General features: G+C 57.6%; 21 protein-coding genes. 11 read left to right on the plus strand and 10 right to left on the minus strand.

From position 1 onward, the window contains the following. The first annotated feature begins 93 nt into the window (after positions 1-93). The 6 genes from SBO83_RS00475 to SBO83_RS00500 all read left to right on the plus strand — a co-directional run bounded on the left by SBO83_RS00475 (position 94) and on the right by SBO83_RS00500 (position 7,293). Positions 94-1,302, plus strand: a complete 1,209-nt coding sequence (locus SBO83_RS00475; RefSeq protein ID WP_396130110.1) for an acyl-CoA dehydrogenase family protein — start codon at positions 94-96, stop codon at positions 1,300-1,302. Between the two features lie 79 nt (positions 1,303-1,381). Continuing rightward, complete coding sequence (locus SBO83_RS00480) at positions 1,382-2,401, plus strand: sugar ABC transporter substrate-binding protein (RefSeq protein WP_353501187.1); 1,020 nt, start codon at positions 1,382-1,384, stop codon at positions 2,399-2,401. Beyond that, on the plus strand, positions 2,391-3,932 hold the full coding sequence (locus tag SBO83_RS00485; protein ID WP_396130111.1) for an ATP-binding cassette domain-containing protein: 1,542 nt from the start codon (positions 2,391-2,393) through the stop codon (positions 3,930-3,932). Before SBO83_RS00480 ends, SBO83_RS00485 begins: the two co-directional genes overlap by 11 nt. Continuing rightward, the gene (locus tag SBO83_RS00490; RefSeq protein WP_396130112.1) at positions 3,929-4,957 is read left to right on the plus strand and encodes an ABC transporter permease subunit; all 1,029 of its coding nucleotides are present in this window, start codon (positions 3,929-3,931) and stop codon (positions 4,955-4,957) included. The genes SBO83_RS00485 and SBO83_RS00490 overlap by 4 nt, the downstream gene beginning before the upstream one ends. Next, positions 4,950-5,942, plus strand: coding sequence for an ABC transporter permease subunit (locus SBO83_RS00495; protein ID WP_396130113.1), 993 nt, complete (start codon positions 4,950-4,952; stop codon positions 5,940-5,942). The genes SBO83_RS00490 and SBO83_RS00495 overlap by 8 nt, the downstream gene beginning before the upstream one ends. Positions 5,943-5,952: 10 nt before the next feature. After that, positions 5,953-7,293: an NtaA/DmoA family FMN-dependent monooxygenase gene (locus tag SBO83_RS00500; protein WP_396130114.1), complete on the plus strand. Its 1,341-nt coding sequence runs from the start codon at positions 5,953-5,955 to the stop codon at positions 7,291-7,293. Here SBO83_RS00500 and SBO83_RS00505 read toward each other — a convergent pair. Continuing rightward, positions 7,290-7,706, minus strand: coding sequence for a hypothetical protein (locus tag SBO83_RS00505; protein ID WP_396130115.1), 417 nt, complete (start codon positions 7,704-7,706; stop codon positions 7,290-7,292). The two genes, SBO83_RS00500 and SBO83_RS00505, sit on opposite strands and share 4 nt — an antisense overlap. Before the next feature lie 315 nt (positions 7,707-8,021). Here SBO83_RS00505 and SBO83_RS00510 point away from each other — a divergent pair, with 315 nt between their 5' ends. Continuing rightward, positions 8,022-8,474, plus strand: coding sequence for a CesT family type III secretion system chaperone (locus tag SBO83_RS00510; protein ID WP_396130116.1), 453 nt, complete (start codon positions 8,022-8,024; stop codon positions 8,472-8,474). 36 nt (positions 8,475-8,510) lie between these two features. Next, on the plus strand, positions 8,511-9,494 hold the full coding sequence (locus SBO83_RS00515; protein WP_396130117.1) for a hypothetical protein: 984 nt from the start codon (positions 8,511-8,513) through the stop codon (positions 9,492-9,494). A 57-nt stretch (positions 9,495-9,551) separates the two neighbouring features. On the opposite strand, the gene SBO83_RS00520 is transcribed toward SBO83_RS00515, so the two are convergent. Further along, on the minus strand, positions 9,552-10,283 hold the full coding sequence (locus SBO83_RS00520; protein ID WP_396130118.1) for a Type III secretion system effector HopBA1: 732 nt from the start codon (positions 10,281-10,283) through the stop codon (positions 9,552-9,554). Between the two features lie 388 nt (positions 10,284-10,671). On the opposite strand from SBO83_RS00520, the gene trpC reads away from it, so the two are divergent. After that, positions 10,672-11,457 (plus strand): indole-3-glycerol phosphate synthase TrpC, encoded by a 786-nt coding sequence (trpC, locus tag SBO83_RS00525; protein WP_396130119.1) that lies wholly within the window; start codon positions 10,672-10,674, stop codon positions 11,455-11,457. Between the two features lie 108 nt (positions 11,458-11,565). Here trpC and SBO83_RS00530 read toward each other — a convergent pair whose 3' ends face one another. The 3 genes from SBO83_RS00530 to SBO83_RS00540 all read right to left on the minus strand — a co-directional run bounded on the left by SBO83_RS00530 (position 11,566) and on the right by SBO83_RS00540 (position 13,490). Further along, complete coding sequence (locus SBO83_RS00530; RefSeq protein ID WP_396130120.1) at positions 11,566-12,420, minus strand: helix-turn-helix domain-containing protein; 855 nt, start codon at positions 12,418-12,420, stop codon at positions 11,566-11,568. 19 nt (positions 12,421-12,439) lie between these two features. Further along, a complete protein-coding gene (locus SBO83_RS00535) occupies positions 12,440-13,066 on the minus strand; it encodes a YbhB/YbcL family Raf kinase inhibitor-like protein (RefSeq protein ID WP_396130121.1) in 627 nt (208 codons plus the stop codon). 154 nt (positions 13,067-13,220) lie between these two features. Next, positions 13,221-13,490 carry a hypothetical protein gene (locus SBO83_RS00540; RefSeq protein ID WP_396130122.1) on the minus strand — a complete coding sequence of 90 codons (270 nt, stop codon included), beginning with the start codon at positions 13,488-13,490 and terminating at the stop codon, positions 13,221-13,223. A 187-nt stretch (positions 13,491-13,677) separates the two neighbouring features. Between SBO83_RS00540 and SBO83_RS00545 the strand changes: the two genes are divergently transcribed. Further along, positions 13,678-13,968, plus strand: a complete 291-nt coding sequence (locus SBO83_RS00545) for a hypothetical protein (protein WP_396130124.1) — start codon at positions 13,678-13,680, stop codon at positions 13,966-13,968. 135 nt (positions 13,969-14,103) lie between these two features. After that, positions 14,104-14,553, plus strand: a complete 450-nt coding sequence (locus tag SBO83_RS00550; RefSeq protein ID WP_396130125.1) for a GFA family protein — start codon at positions 14,104-14,106, stop codon at positions 14,551-14,553. 84 nt (positions 14,554-14,637) lie between these two features. On the opposite strand, the gene msrA is transcribed toward SBO83_RS00550, so the two are convergent. From msrA to ycgZ, 5 genes are all read right to left on the minus strand, one after another. Continuing rightward, complete coding sequence (gene msrA, locus SBO83_RS00555; protein WP_396130126.1) at positions 14,638-15,357, minus strand: peptide-methionine (S)-S-oxide reductase MsrA; 720 nt, start codon at positions 15,355-15,357, stop codon at positions 14,638-14,640. A 20-nt stretch (positions 15,358-15,377) separates the two neighbouring features. Beyond that, a complete protein-coding gene (locus tag SBO83_RS00560; RefSeq protein ID WP_396130127.1) occupies positions 15,378-17,117 on the minus strand; it encodes a redoxin family protein in 1,740 nt (579 codons plus the stop codon). A 362-nt stretch (positions 17,118-17,479) separates the two neighbouring features. Beyond that, entirely contained in the window at positions 17,480-17,815 is a 336-nt protein-coding gene (locus SBO83_RS00565) for a biofilm/acid-resistance regulator YmgB/AriR (RefSeq protein WP_353501202.1), read from the minus strand. Then, complete coding sequence (locus SBO83_RS00570) at positions 17,796-18,089, minus strand: hypothetical protein (protein ID WP_353501203.1); 294 nt, start codon at positions 18,087-18,089, stop codon at positions 17,796-17,798. The genes SBO83_RS00565 and SBO83_RS00570 overlap by 20 nt, the downstream gene beginning before the upstream one ends. Before the next feature lie 157 nt (positions 18,090-18,246). Next, positions 18,247-18,492, minus strand: a complete 246-nt coding sequence (gene ycgZ, locus SBO83_RS00575; protein ID WP_353501204.1) for a regulatory protein YcgZ — start codon at positions 18,490-18,492, stop codon at positions 18,247-18,249. Between the last annotated feature and the right edge of the window lie 187 nt (positions 18,493-18,679).

Genomic DNA, 18,679 nt, shown 5'->3' on the forward strand with positions numbered 1-18,679 from the left:
CTTCGTATCACCCGCCAATAGTCTTCCTGTTGGTTATTCGCTTTGAGCCAACCCGTCAGGATATTGATTCACAACCAGAAATTGGAGAACACCATGTCTGAATCCACCACCCCTGAATACCTCGCACTGGCGGAGCGTTTCCGCCCGGTTTTCGCCCGCATCGCCGAAGGGGTTGTTGAACGTGAAAACAGCCGCACGCTGCCGCAGGAGCCGCTGCGCTGGCTGAAAGAGGTCGGTTTCGGCACCGTGCGCATTCCGGTGACAGACGGCGGTTTAGGTGCCACCTTGCCCCAGCTGTTCCTGCTGCTTACTGAGCTGGCCGAGGCGGATTCCAACCTGCCGCAGGCCCTGCGGGCGCACTTCGCGTTTATCGAAGACCGGCTGAACCAGCCCGACAGCGAGGAGCGTCGCGGCTGGTTCCGTCGCTTTGTCGATGGCGAGCTGGTGGGCAGCGGCTGGACGGAAATCGGCAACCTGAAGCTGGGTGAAGTACTGACCAAAGTCACCCCCGAGGTGAACGGCTGGACGCTCAACGGCGAGAAGTTCTACAGCACCGGCACGCTGTACGCCGACTGGATTGACGTCTACGCCCAGCGCTCGGACAACGCCCGCGACGTGATTGTGCTGGTCAACACCCATCAGGACGGCGTGGAGCGTGACGACGACTGGGACGGTTTCGGCCAACGCCTGACCGGCAGCGGCAGCACTCGCTTCAAGCAGGCCAGGGTGGAAGCGCCGCACGTCTACGACTTCAGCGAGCGCTTCACCTACCAGACGGCCTACTACCAGCAAATCTTGCTGGTGACGCTGGCGGGTATTGCCCGAGCCATTACCCGCGACGCGGCGCAGGCCGTCGCCAGCCGTAAACGTATTTATAGCCATGGCAACGCCAAGCAGGTGCGCCACGACGCGCAGGTGTTGCAGGTTGTGGGGCAGCTTTCCAGCTGGGCGTGGGCGGTCGACGCAGCGGTGCAGCAGGCCAGCTATTCGCTGCAAAAAGCCTTTGAACTGCACACCAGCGGCGACCAAGCCTTGATCAAGCAGGCCAATATCATTGCCGAGGTGGAGTCCGCCAAGGCGCAGGTGATCGCCACCGAATTAGTGCCGCGCGCGGCGACCGAGCTGTTTAACGCGCTGGGAGCCTCCGACACCCGTATCAGCAAGTCGCTGGACCGCCACTGGCGCAACGCGCGCACCATTTCGTCGCACAACCCGGTGATCTACAAAACGCGCAACGTCGGCGATTGGGAAGTTAACCGCGCCGAACCGACGTTTATCTGGCAGATCGGCAACGGCGAGTGATCAGCACTTTTTCTAGCAATGTCGGCGGGCCAATACCTGCCGACTTTTAAAACAACAACACCAATCAGGGTTAATCAAGATGATGGCAAAACAAAAAACCAATAAAAAATCGTGGCTGCAACACGGGTTGAAAACCTCTGCGGCGCTGGTCGCCAGCGCCATGCTGCTGCTGACGCTCCCGGCCCATGCCGATGATCAAGACGTGCCGTCGCTGAAAGGCAAGCGTATCGGCATTACCGTGGCGGGCACCGACCACTACTGGGATTTAAAGGCTTATCAAGGGCAGGTGGATGAAGTCAAACGCCTCGGCGGTATTCCTATTGCGCTGGACGGCGGCCGCAAAGAAGCCCAGCAAATCTCACAAATTCAAACGCTGATCGCCCAAAAGCCGGACGCCATTATCGAAACGTTGGGCACGGCTTCCGTGCTTGAGCCGTGGCTGAAGAAGATCCGCGCCGCCGGGATCCCGCTGTTTACCGTGGACACCGCCAGTCCGTCGAGCATCAACGTCACCACCTCGGACAACTTCTACATCGGCGAACAGCTGGCGCTGAAGCTGGTGAACGACCTGCGCGGCGAAGGCAACATTCTGGTGTTCAACGGCTTCTACGGCGTGCCGGTGGTGGCGATGCGCTATGACCAGCTGAAAGCCGTGCTGAAATGGTATCCGAAAATCAAAATCATCGAGCCGGAACTGCGCGACGTGATCCCCAATACCGTGCAGGACGCCTACGCGCAAATCAGCCAGCTGCTGAACAAATACCCGAAAGGCTCGGTGCAGGCGATTTGGGCGGCGTGGGACGTGCCGCAGATTGGCGCGACGCAGGCGGTAGACGCCGCAGGGCGCTCTGAAATCAAAACTTACGCCGTGGACGGCAGCCCGGACGTAGTTTCGCTGGTGAAAGATCCGAAATCCAGCGCCGCCGCCGTGGTCGCGCAGCAGCCTTACCTGATTGGTAAAACGGCGGTGCAGAACGCCGCGCGCTATCTGGCGGGTGACACCTCATTGCCGCCAGCCACCTACGTGCCTGCGTTGGTGGTGACCAAAGAAAACGCCGCCGAGGCGCAGAAAACCTTGGGCCAGACCGATGCAAAATGAGTCGCCACTGCTGGCGCTGAATCACATCAGCAAGGCGTTTGACGGCGTACCGGCACTGCGTGACGTCTCCCTCGAGCTGCGCTCGGGGGAGATCCACGGCCTGATTGGTCACAACGGTGCGGGCAAGTCGACGCTGATTAAGATCTTGGGTGGCCTGCATCGCGCCGACCAAGGGCAGATTTCACTCTCCGGGCAGGTGGTGGGGATAGATTCCCCCCGCGTGGCGCAGGCTCACGGCATTGAAATTGTTCATCAGGAGCGCCTGCTCGCGCCAACCTTAACCGTCGCCGAAGCCCTGCTATTGGGGGAGGAAACGGCGTTTCGCGGCTTGCCGCTGGTCAACCGCCGTCGCCTGCGGCGCATCGCCCGCGACGCTATCGAGCAGCACTTCGGCCTGCACATTAACCCCGACAGCCTGATTAGCGACCTCAGCGTGGCGGAGCAGCAGGTGGTGCAGATCACCCGTGCGCTGCGCCACTCGCCGCGCATTCTGGTGTTCGATGAGCCAACCGCCGCGCTGGCCCGCCATGAGGTGGCGTCGCTGTTTCGCGCTATCAAAGCCCTGCGCCAGCGCGGGTTGGCCATTCTCTACGTCTCGCACTATCTCGATGAAATCAGCGAGCTGTGCCAGCGCGTGACCGTGCTGCGCGACGGGCAGGATGTGGCGCGTCACGATGTCAGCCAAGTGACCACCCAGCGGCTGATCACCGACATGCTGGGCGACGAGCAAAAATCGCTGGTCGAGCGGCAGGCGCATCGCCGCGACGAGGTGCTGCTCAAGGTGAGCAATCTGGCGGCGGCAGGGCGTTTTTCGGCGGTGAGCTTTGCGGCGCATCGTGGAGAAATTCTCGGCGTCACCGGCCTGCTAGGCTCCGGCGGCAAGGCGCTGGTGCGCTCGCTGTTTGGGCTGGAGAGCGGAATTAGCGGCAGGCTTGAGCTGGCGGGAGAGGCCTTTTTACCCCGTTCGCCACGCGACGCGGTTAAACGCGGCATTGCCTTTGTGCCGGAGGATCGCCGCGCCAACGGCATCGCCCCGGAACTCAGCGTGCGGGAGAACATCGCCCTGACCAGCCTTGGCTCGCTGGTCAAAGGGCTGTTTGTCGACCGCGCCCGCGAGCAAAAACTGGTGGCGACCAATATTGCCGATTTAGGCATTCGCACGCCGGGGCCAGAAGCGCCGCTGCGTTCTCTGTCGGGCGGCAATCAGCAAAAGGTGGTGCTGGCCAAGTGGCTGAATACCGACGCGCAGGTCTACTTGCTGGATGAGCCGACGGTGGGGGTGGATATCGGCGCGAAAGCGGAAATCTATCAGGCGCTGCAACGGCTGGCGGCCAAAGGGGCGCTGGTGGTGATTTTCTCCACCGACCTGCTGGAGCTGCAATCGCTGTGCGACCGGGTGCTGGTGATGGCGCGCGGCAGGCTGGTGAAATCCTTGCAAGGGGCCGACACCGACCACCATGAAATTCTCGCCTGGGCCTCTGGCGCGGTGCAGAAAGACGCAGTTTTGGCCTCTGAAGGAGAGGTGACATGAGTGAATTAACGTCGCGCGAGACAGTGGCCGATGCCGCGCCGCCCGCGCCGAAATCCGAGCGCAGCGCCCACTGGCTACAGGGAGGCGCGCTGCTGATTATCATCGCCGTGCTGGCGGTGTTTGTGTTTCTGTCGCCGATCTTCCTCACGGCGGGCAATCTGGGCAACGTGCTGCAACAGACAGTGGTCACCGGCACGCTGGCCTTCGGGCTGACGCTGGTACTGAGCGGCGGCGGTAGCCACTCGCTGACCGGCGGCATTGACCTGTCGGTGGCGGCCAACATGGGGCTGAGCGGCGCGGTGTTCGCCACCCAGCTGAGTCACGGCGCGCCCATCGCTTCCGCCATCCTATTGGCCTTGCTCAGCGGCGGTGCGCTGGGGCTACTTAACGCGCTGGCGGTGGTCTGGCTGCGCATCCTGCCGCTGCTGGCCACGCTGACCACCATGAATATCGCCATCGGACTGGAAATGGTGCTGACCGAGAACGCCACGGTGCCGGTCAGCGGCCCGCTGTTTGACACCTTAATTGGCGCGGGGCCGCTGGCGCTGCCGTGGCTGGCGTGGATTTTCGCCGGGGTAGCGCTGGTCTTCATTGTGCTGGCGCACTTCACCTCATTTGGCCTGCGGCTACAGGCTGTGGGCAGCCACCCGATTGCCGCGCGGGCGCAGGGGCTGTCGGTATCGCGTTATGTGGCGGCGAGTTACGTGCTTTGCGGGCTGGCGGCGGGGATTGCTTCTCTGGCGTCGGTGACTTTACTCAGCGGCAGTTCGCCGGGGGCCAATGACAGCTTATTGATGGTGATCGCCTCGGCGCTGCTCGGCGTGGTGTTCTCACGGCGCTTGGTGCCGACCGTCGGCGGGACGCTGGTGAGCGCGCTGTTTCTTAGCCTGATTGCCAACGGTTTTCAGTTAATCAACATTTCAAGCTACTGGATAAACGGGGTCGAGGGTTTGCTGATCCTGCTGGTAGTGTCGCTGACCGCTGTACTGCGCCAGCGCCAGCAGAGGAGAAAAGTCCGTGTCTGAGCTATCTGCACCTGTCGCCAATTCCGCCACCGGCAAAGGGCGCGGCAACCTGCTGCGCACCTTATTGATTCTGACGTTTACCGCGCTGCTACTTTTTTTCAGCCTTTTCGCGCCGGGCTTTTTCACTCTGAGCAATATTGAGAGCGTGCTGCTCAATAATGTCGCGCCGCTGGCGATTGCCGCGCTGGCGATGACGCTGGTCACCTCGATGGGGGCGGTGGATTTGTCGATTGGCACTTCTATCGACTTCGCCTGTCTGGTGCTGGTGACGCTGGTGCTGCATCAGGTGGCGCTGCCAATTGCGCTGTTCGCCGCGCTGCTGGTGGCCCTCGGCGTCGGGCTGTTTAACGCCTTTTTGGTGGCTATTCTCGGCGTCGAGCCTTTCATCGCCACCCTCGGCACGCTGTTTATCGGCCAGAGCGTACAGCAGTTATCTTCCAACGGCGGCCAGCCTATCTATTTGTTGAGTCAGGTGTTGCCGGACGGCTTCTCGGCTATCAGCCACGGCGCGCTGCTCGGCGTCCCACTGCCGCTGTGGTACGTGCTGGTGCTGGCGCTAGTACTGCATTTATTGCTGCATCGCACCCGACACGGGCGGGCGTTGACCTTTATCGGCACGCAGGCCAGCGTCGCGCGCTACTCGGGGATTGGCGTCGGCCGCCTGACCGCCATGGCCTTTGTGCTTGGCGCGGTGATTGCCGGGGTGGTCGGGCTGATGCTGGCTTCTAACGTTAAAGCTTGGGTGCCGCTGTCGGGGAATGCCTACCTGCTGAATGCCATCGGCGCGGCGTTTATCGGCACCACTTTCTCCAGTTCGCGCCGCGCCAACGTGCCGGGCACGCTGCTCGGGGTGATCCTGCTGAGCTTTGTCGCCAACGGGCTGCTGCTGATCGGCTGGAATTTCTACTGGCAGCAGGTGGCTTCCGGCGTGCTGATTTTCGTGGTGCTGGCGGCGGGCGCGCTCAGTGCTCGCCAGAAGCATTGAGGAACAAGCCATGAGCAATCAAAGCGGTCAGCGGCCCTTTATTTTGTTTGGTTTTATGATGAATGTGGTGGGGCATATTTCCGCCGGGCTGTGGCGGCACCCTGAAGATCAGGCGCATCGTTATACTGACATTCATTACTGGGTGGAAATCGCCAAACTGCTGGACGACGCGGGCTTTGACGCGCTGTTTATCGCCGACGCGCTCGGGCAGCTGGACGTTTACCAGCAGCAGCCGAACGCTGCTCTGCACCATGCCGCGCAGATGCCGGTCAATGATCCGATGCTACTGGTGTCAGCGATGGGTGCGGCTACTCGCCACTTGGGTTTCGGCATCACGGTCTCCACCACCTATGAGCAGCCTTACCTACTGGCGCGGAAATTCACCACCCTCGACCATCTGACCAAGGGGCGGGTGGCGTGGAATGTGGTGACGTCCATGCTGGATTCCGCCGCGCGCAATCTGGGGCTGAATCAGCAACTCCCTCATGATGAAAGGTATGACCGCGCTCAGGAGTTTCTCGACGTGGCGCGCAAGCTGTGGGAGTCGTCGTGGGAGGAGGGCGCGGTGCTGCGCGATAAAACCGCCGGAGTCTATACCGACCCCGCCAAGGTGCACCCGATTCAACATCACGGGCGCTATTATCAGGTACCGGACGCCCATCTGAGCGAGCCTAGCCCGCAGCGCACGCCGGTACTGTTTCAGGCTGGGACCTCTTCGCGCGGCAGCAAATTTGCCGCCGCCAATGCCGAAGTGGTATTTATGGCCGGGCTGACGCCCGAGGCCATTCGCAAAGATATCGCCACCATTCGCACGCTGGCGACAGAGATGGGCCGCGACCCTAACTCGCTGCGGTTTATCGCCGCCGTCACCGTGGTGACGGGCGCGACGGATGAGCAGGCCGAGGCGCGGTATGAGGATTTCCAGCAGTACATCAGCGAAGAGGCGGCGCTGGCGCTGTTTTCCGCCTGGACCGGCGTCGACTGGTCACTGTACGACCTCGACCGCCCGCTGGAATATATTGAAACCGACGCCTGCCGCTCGGCGCTCGCTAGCTTGACGCGCATTGATGCCGGTCGCCAATGGACCCTACGCCAAGCCGCGCGCTACATCGGTATTGGCGGATTACATCCCACTTTGGTCGGCGGCCCAAGCTCCATTGCCGACCAGCTAGAGAGCTTCGCAAGCCAGTCCGGCGTCGACGGTTTCAACCTCGGTTACGCCATCAGCCCCGGCAGTTTCGAAGATTTCGTCCACTTCGTCATGCCAGAATTAACCACCCGAGGTCGGGTGAAACCCCGTCCTGCAACGCCGGAGACATTGCGGGGGAGGTTGTTTGGGGGATTGGTTTAATCATTCCGCGTATCCTGTCCGCCAAAGATGTTTTCCTGGCTGCTAGAGGAGCGGCCGTCGCTGTAGTGGATATCTTGGCCGCCGAAGATATTGGCTTGGCTGGTGGAGCTGCTGCCGTCGCTGTTTTGGGTGTCTTGCCCGCCAAAAATATTCGACTGGCTGCTGGACGTGGTGCCATCGCTAAAGCGCGTATCTTGGCCACCGAATATGTTGGCTTGGCTGCTAGAACTGCGCCCGTCGCTGTAACGGGTGTCTAATCCGCCAAAGATATTTTTCTGGCTGGTGGAGGTAGTGCCGTTGTCATAGGTGCAGTCGTAGCCGTCGAAAATGTTCTTCTGGCAGCTGTCGGCGAAGGCGGCGTTGGCCACGCCCATGGTAAATAATGTAGTTAGAAATATTGCTTTGAAACGCATAGCTTCCCTCTGCTCAATGAGCCTCAACACACTGATTCAGATGCTACCTCTTTCTTTACAATTCGCGATGTCATGGAATCATCAAAGTATGTAAATCTCGGTATTGAAACACCAAGATGTTTAGAACTATGGAATTTCCGTCGAAAATAATCTGAGAGATTCGTCTTATTCCGAGTGCGCGCCGCAGGCTCCGCCTTCCAACATATTTGCTTACCGCATTGCCGCCCTTTGACTGGAAAATTACGGAACCAACTCCCCACGCATTGCTACTCACACAGCGATAAGGCTTTTTACCCTGTGAAGAGGAGATGGGTGATGCAACCGACCTTTAGTGATGTGTTAACTCCGCTGTTTAAGTATTTGGGAAGTCAGCCCTCGGTGACCGGCCATGAAGAGGCTTTTGAGCTGATGATGCGCTCCGGACTGACCATTGCGCTGCAAGATTATCCCGCCGGAAATTTGACCATGAGCTGTAATCTGCCCTTTGCGGTTGAGGAGGAACGCGCTCAGGCCATGCTGCTGGAGCTGTTGCAGGTCAATATCATGAACTTGCTTTCGCCACCTATCATCATTGCCGCCACCGGCGCGGGTGATGAAATTGTGCTGTGGGCGCGCCAGCCGTGGGAAGGGATGACGGCGGACCAGCTTATCAATCTGTATGAGCGTTTTGCCCACTATGCCGAGACGGTGAACAAGCGCCTGACCACCCCTGCGCAGATCCCTGAGCCGCAGACGGATGCGTCACGCCAGACCGCCGACGCTCAGTAACCCCTTCTTTTATTCAATTTCTAAGGCGCTAACATTATGAATCCCGGCAATATTCCCTCTTATGGCGGAAGTTATTCCCATTATGGCAACTATGGCAATCAGAGTGCCTCGTCCAGCGCACCGGTCGCGCCACAGCCTTCTACCGTGCATGGCACCATGCCGGAAACGTCGCTGAGGCTGCGCGGCCAGTACAGTAATGCGGTGACGCAGGTCAAACCGCAAACCTTGCAGAACTTGCAACTGGCTGATCAGATCCAGAAAGAGACTCAGCGTTATTTGCCACACGGCGCGGGCAACCAATGGCTGTCGGTGGTTCATTCGCAGGGGGAGAGTTATGCCCGTGGGCACTTGGCCCGTGAGTATAAAAAGGAGTTCCGCAAACAGGCACCGCAGTTGGACAGAACCTACAACAGCGCGCGCACGGCAGCGACTCTGCAAGGGGGGAACTGTCAGGAGTTTGCCGACGTGGCTTATACTCTGTTGGCGGCGCGCGGGGCCAAGTCTCCGGTGTCTAACGTCTCTTATAAGAATGACCATATTTTGGTTATGCTGGGTGACCCGCGCGAAAGCAGCAAAGACATCGCGCTGGTCGATGCCTGGCCGCACGTTCCGGTCGCCACCACGCTGCGCAACTCGCACATCAACCCTAATGATCTGGTGGTCAAAAAGCAGTTCAACAGTCAGGTTGGCGACCCGAATGCCCAGTGGGCGCTGAGTAACATACAGCCGATGTCGAACACTGAGGTCAACCAACGCATGATGGCGCAGGGCTTCCCGGCGATTGGTCCCGCGCTGGTGAAGGATCTGGCGGAAGGTTTGCAGGAGCAAGGCTTACAGCTGTATGACGTGCGCAGCCTGTCCGCTGATCCGAGCCTGAAGTATACCGATGGTTATCATCAGCCGACCTCTTTCGATGCCATGAGCAGCAGCCAGCTGGCGGGGAAAATGTCGGTAGTGCGCGAGTACAATCAAAAGGTCAGCAGCAATCCGGGGCTGTATGGCCGTTTTAAAGACGTCTAAACGCAGTTGATCGCAGCAAATGTGCCGCCACGCCCGTGGCGGCATTGTGCAAACTGCTTAGGCGCGTGGCTGGCGCTGATAGTGGATCAGCACGTGGCTGTTGTCATCTTTGTTATTGAGTGAGCAACCCGTGCCTCCTTGCGTGTTGGCAAAGGCCACCACAGGGCCGGGGCGCATATCTTTGGGGCCGTTTTCGAAGCTATTGACGAAATGCCCAGTGCCCGCCCAAACCAAGGTTTTCGACGCGCCAATCGCACGCTCCTCCCTCTCCGCCGCGGCGTTCCACGCAATATTCAAGGCTAAGCGCCTGTTCATGTAATTGATGGCTTCCATTGGGTTTTTCGGCGCGCCGCCCGCCATATGGCGGTCAATCCCGGCGATGGCAATCCCGGCGTTATGCACTTCAGCGAGCGCGCTGGCGATGCTCTCAACCCAAGCCTCACCGTGCGTCGGTGCCCAAGCATTGTAGATGAAGTTTTTGATGGCGTTTTTGCCGCCCGCCAGTGCTTCGCGGAACGCCGCATTGTCGCTGAATTTAACAAACTCTATCGCCAGTAAATCGACCCCAGCCTGTTTCAGCTCTTTGGCGGATCTACCCACTAACTCGGGAATAAAACACTGGCCGTGGACATCGCCCAAGTAGGTGACTTTGTTGTCTTTACACAGCATCGCCAGCATTTTAACTGGGTCATTCACTGGCGGCCTGATTTTGATAAAGGGGTGAATGCCGCCGCGAAGGATCTGCTGAGTGTACTGAATTCGGTTCGATTGACCGATGGAGGAAAACATAGTTCTTGCACCTGTAGGGGAGTGTCTTTGTTAGTGGCGGGTGAGAAATTTAGTTCCTTTTTTCGGCGCGAAGAAAGTGTAACCTGGGGCGAAATTGTTTCATTTTCTGAGTAAACCTGCCGATTTTCATTTATCGCATTCCTGACGCACGGCTTATGACCGCAGTGTAATTATCTGCAACAAAGGGTGTGGGAGTTTTTTGGGCAGAATATTCAAATAATAATGTTTTATCAGCAGCTTAGTTTGAACACTTTTGTCACAAATCGGCAGTAAGCTGGGGAGTGGCGCTCAAGCAGTCGATTGATATACTGCGGCGCAGGCATTCGTGATGCCGACCCTACGCATAATCAGAATTTCTAAGACCTATCACCTGAATCTGGAGAGTACCGTGTCAGACATCCTTGCCAAAATCATCGCCGTGAAGCGTGAAGAAGTCGCCGCTGCCAAAAAAGCGGTTTCCGTGGCGCAGCTTACCGAGCAGGCCGCCCAGCAAAATCACCGTGACTTTGTGGCGGCTTTGCGTAATAAGCGCGACGCGGGCGTGGCGGGGGTGATTGCCGAGGTTAAAAAGGCCAGCCCGTCGAAAGGCTTGATTCGCCCGAATTTCATTCCCAAAGAGATCGCGGCTTCTTACGAGAAGGGCGGCGCAGCCTGCCTGTCCGTGCTGACCGATGAGCAGTTCTTCCAAGGCAGCGCGGCTTATCTGGCCGAAGCCCGTGCCGCCTGTGGCCTGCCGGTGCTGCGCAAGGACTTTATGATTGACCCTTATCAGGTGCTGGAAGCCCGTGCGATGGGCGCTGACTGTATCCTGCTGATTGTCTCCGCGCTGGAAGATGCTCAGATGCAGGAGTTGGAAGCGCAGGCTCACGAGCTGGGGATGTCGGTGCTGGTGGAAGTACACGACGCCGAAGAGCTGGAGCGTTCGCTGAAGCTGACCACGCCGCTGATTGGTGTGAATAACCGCAATCTGCGCACTTTCGAAACCACCATTGAAACGACCATTAGCCTGCTGACTCAGCTGCCGTCAGACCGCATGGTGGTCACCGAGTCGGGCATTGCGACCCGCGAACACGTGATCCGCCTGCGCGAAGCCAAGGTCAACAGCTTCTTAGTGGGCGAAGCCTTTATGCGCACTGAAGATCCGGGTGCAGAACTGGCAAGAATGTTCTTCTGATGAAATAAATCATTGGGGAAATTGATTTTACAAGGTTATGGCTCTGCATCGCGCGGGGCCATTTTTTTTATACGGTTTTTAGGCCGCAGTAAATAATCGGTTTGGGTCTTAGCGTATGTCAGCCGGTGAACAGCCAAAACGCTGTTTAAAGCGCAGGGAAAAGCGTGAACTGGCGCGATAGCCGCAGGCATCGGCGATTTGCGACAGGCTCCAGCGGGTGGTTTGCAGCAGGGTCATGGCGTGGTGCATGCGGATGTCCTGCAACAGGGTGCGGAAGCTGGTTTGCTCTTCCACCAAGCGCCGTCGCAGCGTGGCTTCGCTCATCGCCAACTGCTGACTGGCACTGGCCGCCGTCCAGGCAAATTCGGGAGCGGCGGACATCAGCGCGGTCAGTTTACTGCTCAGCGGTTCTGAGGATCGCGGCATAAACAGAACGCCGCGCTCGGCCAGCGCAATCAGAATCCCGGTCAGGCGATGCTGCTGCACGGCGGGGCTGGGCAGCGGCTGCGCGTCATTGCCGATGCCGCGCAGGCAGTGCTCTAAGGTGTCGCGCAGTTCATCATCCAGTGGCACAGTTTTGAAGCCCGCTAGTGGCGCAAGGCTTGCGACCAGCGCCGAGTGATCGCGGTAAAACGCGGCGATCACGGTGGGAGAAAATCCCAGATAGAGGGAAGAGAAAAAGCCTTTTTCGGCACTGGGGCGCTTACTGACGTGGGTCAGCGTGTGCTGGGCAACCACTACAAGATGCTCAGCGTTATCCAGCTGGAGGAAAGCGTTTTGCTGATGGCGCAGGGTCAATTGCCCTGAACGCACCAGCAGGATCGACGGCTCGAAAAAGCGAAAATCGGCGATTTGGTGTGGGTGCTGCAAGTAGGGCTGAGCCATGGAAAATAGCCGGCTGTGGTCAGCCGGCCACTGAACGGGCAGGGGAGCGCTGCTATTTTCTTGATGTGAAGGCTGCATTCTCTCTCCTGCCTAAGGCTTAGCGCACGTTCGGGTTCAGGCTGTAAGTGCCGGTCAGGCTGGCGGAGGCCAGAACGTGGCCTTCCAGCGCGGCGAGTGCGTCCGGGCCGTAGAACTTGGTTGGCAGTTCCAAATGTGGAATGTCCAGTGCGTACAGGGTGAAAACGTAATCATGAACGATTTCATCATTCCACGGCGGGCAAGGGCCGTCGTAGCCGTGGTAGTCACCACCCATGTTTTCGTCATCGCCGAACCACGCGGTGTAGCCATTAATGCCGTGGCGCATTGCCGACTCAGCGGGCAGCGCCGGTTTACCTTTTGGCGTGACGGCGTCGCTGTGGCTGCCTGCGGCAATGTCTCGCAGGTCGGCAGGAATATCGACTAACACCCAGTGGAACAGGTCGGCGCGCGGCAGGGAGGCGGGCACCACTTTGCCTTCCTGATTCACATTGTCGAGGCTGGTCGGCACGTGCGGATCAACGCACACCAGCGCGAATGACTGGGTGTTGGCCGGTACGTCGCTCCAGGCCAGATGCGGGTTCTTATTGCTGGAAAGCGTCAGATGAGTAGCGGCATCCGGTACGGCAAAAGCAAATTGGCCGGGAATAGCGGCACCATTCTCAAAACTTTGGCTGGTCAATTTCATGGGTAAATCCTTTATAAGCCGGGGGTGAGACTTCCCCGACAGAGCGTGACTGTGAGCCATGAGTATAAAGAGAATGGCGCCGACGTGAGTCACTTAACCCGTCAGATTACTCACCGTTTCACTCAATATGACGGGAAAGGTGATTTTGCCCGGCTTATTCCAGCGATTTACGCCAAAGATAGAACGCCAGCGCCGCCGGAGGCAGGAAGATCAGCAGCATAATGGGTAACTCTTCGCCCACGCCGTAGCCCGCCTGCAATACGCCGCCCAGCATGTTCGCCAGCGCCACGCCCAGCCACACCACAATAAATGTCCACAGCCCCCAGCCATTCAGGGCGGGAGTGCGGCGCGAAAATAATTTAACCACCAGATAAAACAGTGCCAGCAGCAGGTAGCCACTGAGCAAAAACAGCAAGGTGCGCATCGATAGTTGGACTCATTGTTAATTTGAATAATCCCGTTTGTAACTATATTGCCACTGAATGAAAAAGACGGGAATGGGGCGCAACATCTTTCTTTGCTATCAGCGTGATAGAAGGGACGAATTCAAGTTAATCTGATTGCTGCCGTTATCTACTCTTTAGAGAGTGCTCACTTTATTTGGAATGATTATGAAACCTCACAGCCTTTTGGTGATTGCCGCCTGCCTGCTGGCGGGCTGTTCCAGCATTGATAAGCCAGTGGGCGCGTCGGTTTACCGGCCACTGAACGCCAGCGGCATCACCGGCGAAGCCAGTTACACCACGTCAATCCTGCCGCCGCTAGAGCGTAGCCGCCGACAGGACACCTTTAAGAAAATCCACGACTTCTGCGGCGGTAAGTACGACATCACCGGCGAAAGCAATGACGGCCACGACGTGCATCTGGCGTTCTTGTGTACTAATAAGGTCAGTTATCAGTAGGCCTCGGCAGCCTCTTTTTATGCAGTGCGTGATCGTCCTCATACGATTAATCTTAGGTCCATGCTTATGTTTAAAAGTTTGTAATACTAAGAGCATCTTGAGGTTGAATATGCATTGCAGTGAAAAGGAAAAACCATGTCCGAACAAAACGTTAGCCACAAAGGGCACTGCCGCTGTGGCAAAGTTGAGCTGACCATCACCCGCCCGCCAATCATGACCGCCGCCTGCCACTGCACCGGCTGCCAGCGTATGACCTCTAGCGCGTTTTCCATGGGAGCTTTAGTCCCCGCCGACGCCTTTGCGGTCACGCGCGGCGAGCCTGAGATTGGCGGCCTACACGGAGAGTCCAATCACTATCACTGCGGCCATTGCAAAAGTTGGCTGTTCAGCCGACCAACCGGCTTTGAAACCATTGTGATTGTCAAAACGGTGATGTTCGACGACCTGCGCGATTTACCACCCTTTATGGAAACCTGGACCAGCGAGAAGCTGCCGTGGGCCAGCACGCCTGCTGCGCACAGCTATGAGCAATTCCCGCCCCCGGCTGACTTGCCGAAGCTTATCCAGCAGTTTGCCAGCCGTTAATAGGCTGCGCTGAACGTGCCAAACAGAAAAGGGCGCAGCCGGAATTGCCGACTGCGCCCTTGTTATTGTTGCTAAACCCTTACATTACAGGACTGGATCATCCTGATAGCGCGAGGCGAACAGTTTCTTCAACTGGGCCAGCTTCGGCATATCGTTGATGGCGATATAAGGGTTGTCCGGGTTGAGCGTCATGTAGTTCTGGTGGTAATCCTCTGCCGGATAAAAGTGATTTTGGCTTTCGATTTTCGTCACCAGCGGCTTAGAAAACGCATGGCTGGCGTCTAACTGCGCGATGTACGCCTTGGCAACTTTCTCCTGCGACGCGCTCAGTGGGAACAGCGCCGAGCGATACTGCGGCCCGCTGTCCGGCCCCTGGCGGTTCAACTCGGTAGGGTTGTGCGCCACGGAGAAAAATACCTGTAGCAGGTCGCCGTAGGAAACCTGCGTCGGGTCGAAGGTCACCTGCACCGACTCGGCATGCTCGGTTTTGCCACTGCTGACAGTTTCATAATCTGCCGTTAACGCCGTGCCGCCGGTGTAACCCGCCACCACGTTGGTCACGCCTTTCACATGCTGGAATACTCCTTCGACACCCCAGAAACAGCCACCGGCGAACAGCGCGGTTTCACTGTGCGAGGTGGTAGCAGGCGCTTCGTTTTGCACCGGCGGGGCAATGGCGACGGCTTGTTCCGCGCCGCCAAAGGACCAGGCAATGCTGCACCACATCAACGCGGTGATGGCGATAAAGACGCCCCAGACACCGGAGCGGCGCAGGGAGGAAAATCGTTTATGAGTCGTTTGCATTCGGGTTGCCTCGCAGGTTTTTAACCAAAGGTGAAGGCGTAAGCCGTCACGCCGCTGTCTAAGAATTCAATGGTGAAGGTGTGGTCGCCCTGATTATCCGACTGGCGGATCAGCTGATATAAACGCTGGTCAGTCACCACGCCGTCACCTTCTGGAGAGATATCCGTGCCGTGCATCGCGCCCGGCGCTTTGCCGTCGAGCAGCACTTTGAAATGCACCGGCTTGCCGTTTTTCCCCGGACCCAGCACCAAGTGCAAATCACGCGCATGGAACTGGTAGGAGATGCGCCCGGCCGGGCCATTAAGCTGAATGTTCTCGCCGCCGATGGTCCAGCGACCTGCCAGCCCCCACGAGTTCAAATCCAGATGCGTTGGCAGGGTGTAATCCGCCGGGGCATCGCTCACCGCGCTCTCTGAGACAAAGTTCTCGGCGCGCATATAACCCAAATAGGTCTCTGGAGAGAGTGGGGCGCTGTTCTGGTCAGCCGCCTGCTCGACGCCTTGACCCTGCACCTGACTGAGGGTGGTGGTGACGTTTTTGGCTCCCGCTTCGCGCAACAGCTGTTGGATCACCTGCTCGGACTGGGCGTAATCCCCTTCACCGAAGTGGCTGTGGCGAATCTGCCCCTTGGCGTCGATAAAGTAGTGCGCAGGCCAATATTGGTTGTTGAAGGCGCGCCAGATGCTGTAGTTGTTGTCGATAGCAATCGGGTAGTCGATGCCCAGCTTCTGCGCCTCTTTGGTGACATTATTGATGTCGCGCTCGAAGGCGAACTCCGGCGCGTGGACGCCAATCACCACCAGACCCTGATCGCGATATTTGTCTGCCCAAGCTTTAACGTAGGGCAGGGCGCGCAGGCAGTTGATGCAGGAGTAGGTCCAGAAATCGACCAACACCACCTTGCCGCGCAGAGACTCTGCCGTCAGCGGTGGCGAGTTCAACCACTGCACCGCGCCGTCAAGGGAAGGCATCGGGCCTTGGTTATCCAGCAGCGGCGCGCCGTTTTCAGTGCTGACCGAGGCGGTTTTAACAGGGCCATTGGCGCCGAATTTGTTGATTAAGCTCTGCTCGAAGCCCCCGGTAGACGCTGTGGAAATACGCGCCAGCACGCCGGTATCCAGCCCGAGGGAGATTGCCACCACGCCGAGCAGCATTGCGGCACCCAAGCCCCGACGGATCCACTCGCCCGCGCCCAATGAGCGTTTCATGGCGCTAAACACTTTGCCGCCAATCAGCAGGGCCAGCGTCAATGACGTCACGGCCCCCGCCGCGTAGGCCAGCAGCAGCAAGGTTGAGCCAACGTTAGCCCCTTGCAGCGCCGCGCCGGTCAACACCAAGCCTAAAATCGGTCCCGCGCAGGGTGCCCACAGCAGGCCGGTGGCGATGCCGAGTAAAAATGATGTACCGACCTGCGGCTTCTTGCCGACGGTCAGAGCATTGGTCATGCGATTTCCTGCCGACACCAGCGGGTGCATCATGCGTTCGCCAATGCTTGGGAACAGCAGCGTGACGCCAAACACCGCCATCAATATCAGCGCCAGCCAGCGACCATATTGGTTAGCCTGCACCACCCAGCCGCCGCCCACTGCCGCCAGCGTCGCCACCAGCGTGAATGTCAGCGCCATCCCCGCCAATAAAGGCAGGCCGGTGCGGGCGAAAGATTGGTCTGAACGCGCAAACACGAAGGGCAGCACGGGTAAAATACAGGGGCTGGCGATGGTCAGCACGCCACCGAGGTAGGCAAGGATAAGGATCAGCATGGTGTTTCCTCACAGCAGGATAAGGGCACAAATTTTTATTGTTTTGGACGGTGACAACTTCGCACGCTGTTATCCTGCCAAACCAACAAGGGCCAATGAATGACGGCTGAATGACAAAAATGTCATAAACACCGCTCTGATTTTATTCTGCCTGCAATTGAGGTGCTAAAGGGGGGTGTCACGAAAAGTTTAAGGTTGTCACTGATGTATAAACGGTTGTTTTTGGAGTTGTTTGTGGCGGGGAAAGTTGGTCAGGGAGTCAACTAAGGAGAGGGAGGATTAAACAAAAAACGCATCCCAACATTGTCCAAAAATGGCTAATGTTGGGATGCGTTTACAATAACGCTAGGTTGCGCCCGCGATTAAAACACCGCGTCGTCAGGCGTAATGCCCACCACCAGCTCCAGCGCGTTGCGCAGGATGTCGAGCTGAACAACATCGTTGGTGGTTTCAAGCTGCATGATCAGATGCAGAATAATGTCTTTATTCGTCACTTTGCCGCGTTGGGCCAAGATGGCGCGGATGGCGCCGCCCAACGCTTCAGTTTCGGAGGAGTACATATCTCCTGACTTGGCAAAATGTTGGTAAACATGGTGCTGGGTGACTTCATCGGAAATTGACCCCATGCCCCGCGTGGCGTTGGTGTCTTGGTGCTCAAGCATATCCAAATCGGTGGTGTTAGTGCTTTTTACGTTCATCGGATGGCCCTTCAGCATTAAAAAAGTGTCGCACGTTGTCCGTGCTGTAGATTTCGTAAGTGAACCGCCCCTGCTGGTCTTTCGCACCGTGGCGGATCTCGTTTATGACCTGTTCGCACATCCGTTTCCGTTGAGGGTCATTCTCGCGGCCAGCCATAAATTGCAGCTGGGTGAGAAGACGCTCAATGGAAATGGCGCTCTTAGACTTGAGCAGGGCGACGACGGCTTCGCCCAGAAGCAGGTCCGTCAATTTTTCATCTTCACTTCTAAACATAGTAATGACCTCTAATGCCTTACCTGGACAAACGCATATCGGTGTCAGGCTCAGAGTTGCTCTCTAGCCCCTCTCCCTAAACGCAGGTGCGTTAATGGGGAATGACGGTGCATCAAGAGGAAATACGGTCGTGCCAACATCTCAAAGTGGTTTGTTTCTAGGCGTCGCGCTCAAGTACCAGCTGCAGGCAGGCTAAATAGTGTTTTTCCTGCGCGCCAGACTTGGCGGTTTCAATTCGGTTTAACAGCTTATCGCACAGTGCTTTACGGTTAAGATTTCTGCCAGCCGTTAAAATCTCAACGACGATCTGCCCCATGGTTTCTTCTTCTGAAAACAGCACCTCGGTGGAGAAGTGTGCCGCATCCATTACAGACAGATTTTGCTTCGAATTTGATTGCTGCATATGTTCCCTCACCCTTCAAATATATGGCTAATAGTCACCTGCGTGACGACAAAGCTATACAAGAATCTAAAACCTGTACAGGCTTGGTCGCACTAAATGATCAAGAATCGCGCGAGGGTGGGAAGATTTGTAAGCAAAGTAACTATTGTATCTTTATGAAATTATTCATTTATTTTTGAATGGTACA

This window comes from Ewingella allii (assembly GCF_044430645.1).
Classification (GTDB): domain Bacteria; phylum Pseudomonadota; class Gammaproteobacteria; order Enterobacterales; family Enterobacteriaceae; genus Ewingella; species Ewingella allii.